At 72.3% G+C, this 3,093-nt stretch carries 3 protein-coding genes and 1 pseudogene; all 4 read left to right on the top strand.

Annotation, left to right across the window (positions count from 1 at the left end; genetic code table 11):
* Positions 1 to 1,038 (top strand): DHHA1 domain-containing protein (locus IJH84_RS21020; RefSeq protein ID WP_295148000.1); only part of this gene is annotated, 1,038 nt, incomplete at its 5' end.
* Positions 1,035 to 1,493 carry a Holliday junction resolvase RuvX gene (ruvX, locus tag IJH84_RS21015; RefSeq protein ID WP_200069818.1) on the top strand — a complete coding sequence of 153 codons (459 nt, stop codon included), beginning with the start codon at positions 1,035 to 1,037 and terminating at the stop codon, positions 1,491 to 1,493. The genes IJH84_RS21020 and ruvX, both read left to right, overlap by 4 nt.
* Positions 1,494 to 1,504: 11 nt before the next feature.
* The gene (mltG, locus tag IJH84_RS21010; RefSeq protein ID WP_295147996.1) at positions 1,505 to 2,719 is read left to right on the top strand and encodes an endolytic transglycosylase MltG; all 1,215 of its coding nucleotides are present in this window, start codon (positions 1,505 to 1,507) and stop codon (positions 2,717 to 2,719) included.
* Positions 2,706 to 3,093: pseudogene (locus IJH84_RS21005) on the top strand (shikimate dehydrogenase); the annotation flags it as partial. The gene mltG and the pseudogene IJH84_RS21005, both read left to right, overlap by 14 nt.

Raw genomic sequence — 3,093 nt, 5'->3', positions numbered from 1 at the left:
GCCGGCGAGCTGGGCTTGGACACCACGCTGGAGGCCGAGGTGGACCAGCAGCGCAGGCGCGCCATCGCCCGGTCGCACTCCGCCACGCACCTGGTGCACGCCGCGGTGCGCGGTGCCTACGGCAAGCGGGCGGCGCAGGCCGGTTCGCTGAACTCGCCCGGCCGGATGCGGTTCGACTTCACCGCGCCCGCCGCGGTGTCGGCCTCGGTGCTCGGCGGCGTCGAGGAAGAGGTCAACGACTACCTGCAGAACGACGTCGAGGTCTCCTCCTACACCACGACGATGGACCGGGCGATGGAGCTCGGCGCGGTCGCGCTGTTCGGCGAGAAGTACGGCGACCAGGTCCGCGTGGTCGACATGGGCGACTACTCGCGCGAGCTGTGCGGCGGTACGCACGTCGGGCGCATCGGTCAGCTCGGCGTGGTGAAGCTGGTCGCGGACTCCTCGGTCGGTTCCGGGGTGCACCGGGTGGAAGCGCTGGTCGGGATGGACGCCATGCGTCACATCGGCAAGGAGCACCTGCTGGTCAGCCAGCTCGCCGAGCAGTTCAAGGTGCCCGCCGAGGACCTGCCGGACCGGATCGCCGGGGTGGTGAGCCGGCTGCGCGACGCGGAGAAGGAGCTGGCGCAGCTGCGGGTGCAGCAGGTGCTGTCCTCGGCCGGTGACCTGGCCGGGCGCGCCGCCGACGTGCGCGGCGTGAGCCTGGTGGCAGAGCAGGTCGCCGACGGCGTGGACGGCGGCTCGCTGCGCGCGCTGGCGGGCGAGGTGCGGGGGCGCCTGACCGGCAGGCCCGCGGTCGTCGCGCTGTTCGCGCCCGACTCCGAGCAGGGCAAGGTGTCCTTCGTCGTCGGTGTCAACGACGCTGCGCAGGACCTCGGGCTGGCCGCGGGCAAGCTGGTGCCCGCGTTCGCCGGCGAGGTCGGCGGTCGCGGCGGCGGCAAGCCGGACATGGCGCAGGGCGGCGGATCGGACCCCGCGGGCATCACCGCGGCGATCGGCGCGCTGCGCCGGGAGCTGGACCGGGTGATCCAGGGGTGAGCGAGCACCAGCGGCCCGACCCGGGCGCCGGGCGGCGGCTGGGCGTGGACGTCGGCGCGGTGCGCGTCGGCATCGCGCTCAGCGACCCGGCGCCGATGCTGGCGACTCCGCTGGTGACGCTGCGCCGCGACGAGGACGCGGGCAGCGACCTCGCGCAGCTGGCCGGCCTGGTCGCCGAGCACGAAGTGGTGGAGGTGGTCGTCGGCCTCCCGAAGACGCTGCGCGGCGATCACGGCAGCGCCGCCGAAGCCGCGCGGAAGTACGCAGAAGCGCTCACCGAGCGGATCGCTCCGGTGCCGGTGCGCTTTCACGACGAACGGTTGACCACGGTCACGGCGAGCCGCATTCTCTCCCAACGGGGGGTTCGCGGTAAGCGCCAGCGCGCCGTGGTCGACCAGGCCGCCGCAGTGGAGATCTTGCAGGCATGGCTTGACGCCCGGTCGCAGACCACCTGAGAGGACCTTTCGTGAGCGACGATCTCGGCCTGTTCACCGACGACGCCGGAGAGCCGCCGCGCAGCCGCAAGGAAGCCCGCCAACGGCGGGAACGGCTGCGCAGGCGCAAGCGGCGCGGTTCGGTCACCGCGATGGCCGGTGTGTGCGTGCTGCTGCTGGTGGGCGTGGGCGTGGTCTACGGCGCCATGCAGATCCTGCGCATCGGTTCGTACGAGGACTACGAGGGCCAGGGCAGCGGTGAAGTCGTCGTGGAGGTCTCCTCCGGTGACACCGTCAGCAACGTCGCGCAGACGCTGTCGAAGGCGGACGTGGTGGCCTCGTCCTCGGCGTTCACCAACGCGGCCGAGGAGAACCGGCAGAGCAACCACGTCCAGCCCGGTTTCTACCTGATGAAGTCGAGGATGTCCGGGGCCGCGGCGGTGCAGCGCATATTGTCGCCGGAGGCAAAGACCGGCCGCGTCGAGGTCCGCGGCGGGCAGCGGCTGGAGGACCAGCTCAGCCCGGACGGCGGGAGCACGCCCGGCCTGCTCACCAAGCTCGCCCAGGCCACCTGCACCGACGCCGCCAAGCAGTGCACCACGCCGGAGCAGATGCACCAGGCGGCCGCCTCGGCGGACCTGGCCGCGCTGGGTGTTCCGGAGTGGGCGATCGCCGATGCGCAGAAGGCGCCGCCGGAGCGCCGGTTGGAAGGCTTGATCATGCCGGGCGTCTACGACGTCAAACCGGGCGAGCCGCCGGAGGAAGTGCTGCGCCAAGTGGTCACCAAGTCCGCTGCGCTGCTGCAGGCCGCCGGACTGCCGCAGGCGGCCGATGGCACCGGGCACACCCCGTACGAGCTGCTGACCATCGGCTCGCTGGTGCAGAGCGAGGGCATCCAGGACGACTTCGGCAAGGTCGCGCGGGTGATCTACAACCGGACCACCGACCCGCAGATGAAGTTGCAGATGGACTCGACGATCAACTACCCGCTGGACAAGCCGACGCTGCTGACGAAGTCGGAGGACCGGCAGAAACCGGGTCCGTACAACAGCTACCAGAACTTCGGCCTGCCGCCGACGCCGATCTCCACGGTGAGCAAGGCGGCCTTGCAGGCGGCGGAGAAGCCCGACGAGGGCACCTGGGTGTACTTCGTGAAGTGCTTCCCGGACGGGCACTCCTGCTTCGCCACCACCCAGGCCGAGCACGACCGCTACATCCAGGAGGCCCAGCAACGTGGCGCGTTCTGACCCCCGCCGGGCGGCGGTGGTCGGTTCCCCGATCGGCCACTCGCTCTCGCCGGTGCTGCACGAGGCCGCGTACCGCGAGCTCGGTCTGCCGTGGAGCTACGAGCGGATCGAGCGGGACGCCGCGGGACTGGCGGGGCTGGCGGGCGAGCTCGGCCCGGAGTGGGCGGGCTTGTCGGTGACGATGCCCGGCAAGCACGCCGCGTTGCGGCTGGCCGAGCGGGCCACCGAGCGGGCCGCGGCCGTCGGCGTGGCGAACACGCTGACCAGGTCGGAGACCGGTGGGTGGGACGCGGACTGCACCGATGTGGACGGTGTGGCGGGCGCGCTGCGCGCGGCAGGCGGGTTCACCGGCGGGCGCAGCGCGCTGGTGCTCG

This window comes from Saccharopolyspora sp. (assembly GCF_017434145.1).
Taxonomy (GTDB): Bacteria; Actinomycetota; Actinomycetes; order Mycobacteriales; family Pseudonocardiaceae; genus Saccharopolyspora_C; species Saccharopolyspora_C galaxeae.
The sequence above is the reverse complement of the archived record's forward strand: the minus strand, read 5'-3'. Positions and strand labels throughout refer to the sequence as shown.